The sequence below is a fragment of the Larkinella sp. C7 genome, assembly GCF_006149005.1.
Classification (GTDB): domain Bacteria; phylum Bacteroidota; class Bacteroidia; order Cytophagales; family Spirosomataceae; genus Larkinella.
In genome coordinates this window covers 1-1,259 of the sequence record NZ_VBSL01000053.1, presented here as the reverse complement: position 1 = coordinate 1,259, position 1,259 = coordinate 1, and the positions used below count along the sequence as shown (strand labels likewise).

The window sequence follows — 1,259 nt, the reverse complement described above, 5'->3', positions numbered from 1 at the left end:
GTGCCTCCTCCCGGGTTGACGGTCAGTGTCAGCGTGGTCGGCACCGGGGCATGCTGGCTGTCTTTGGCCGAATACGTCAGCGAGAATGTTCCCTGCTGCGTTGGCGTTCCGGAAATCACGCGCGTATTGGCATCAAACGACAGGTTGGCGGGCAAGCCCGTCAGCGTGTAGGTCAGCGCATCGTTTTCGGCATCGGTGAAAACCGGCAGCGCGCTGGCCGTGAAGCCCACATTCACCGTGGCCGACAGGGGCGAAACCGCCGGAGCCACCGGGGCTGCATTGGCGGGTGGCGTTCCCGTTCCGACACACGTGATGGTTTTGGGAGCCCATTTAAGAATGAACTCCGAGCCGACCACCCGCGCCCAGATCGTGTGCGTCTGGTTGTCCTTGAGCCGTTCCGGCACCACAAAGCTGTAGCCGTGGGCACCATTACCTTTGTTGGCATTTTTCAGGTCCTGCCGAAAAATATTGGCTATCGTCTGGTCGATCACCGTTGAAGCGGCCACGGTTGGCCCGTCCATAAACTCGATGGTGATGGGCGTGTTGGGTTTATCACGATCCCAGATCCAGCCCGAGAACGTCGCGCAATTGACGACATCGAGATAGCCTTCAAAGCTTCCGGTGACCACGGGGGGCGGATTTCCGGTTCCGGCAGCTACGGCCAGGCTGATGGTTGTGCTTTGGGTGACTTTTCCATCGTTGGCGGCATAGGTGAGCGGGAAAGTACCCTGCTGGGTGGGCGTTCCGGAAATGACGCGGGTACCGGCGTTGAAACCGAGTCCTGACGGCAATCCGGTAAGGGTATAGCTGAGCGGATCGGTATCGGTGAAGGCGGGCAGGGTCGTCGAATAGGCGGCATTGATGGTTGCCGAGAGGGGCGCAACGGTTGGCGCAGCCGGTGGCACGTTGGTGGGCGGGTTGTTGTTTTCGCTGACGATGAGCGAGAAGACAACGCTGGTTTTAGCGCCCGGCTGATCGGTGGCAGCATAGGTCAGGCTAAACGTGCCGGTGGTGGCCGGTGTCCCGGACACCACCCGTGTCGAGGCATTGAAGGTGAGGTTTTGGGGCAGTCCCTGGAGTTCATAGGTCAGGGGGTTGCTTTCCGGGTCGGTGAAGGCGGCCAGTGCTGCTGAGGTAAAGGGGGTGTTGACGAAGGCCGACAAAGACGACACCGAAGGCGGTGTTGGCGGCAGGTTGGCGGGCGGGATTCCGCTACCGGCACAATTGATGGTTTTGGGAGCCCACTTGAGGGTGAATTC

Annotated in this window: 1 protein-coding gene; it reads right to left on the bottom strand. The window is 60.5% G+C overall.

Annotated elements, in window-relative coordinates; all coding sequences use genetic code 11:
* Positions 1–1,259: putative Ig domain-containing protein (locus FH871_RS31690; protein ID WP_171063026.1), on the bottom strand; the 1,259-nt coding region annotated here is incomplete at both ends.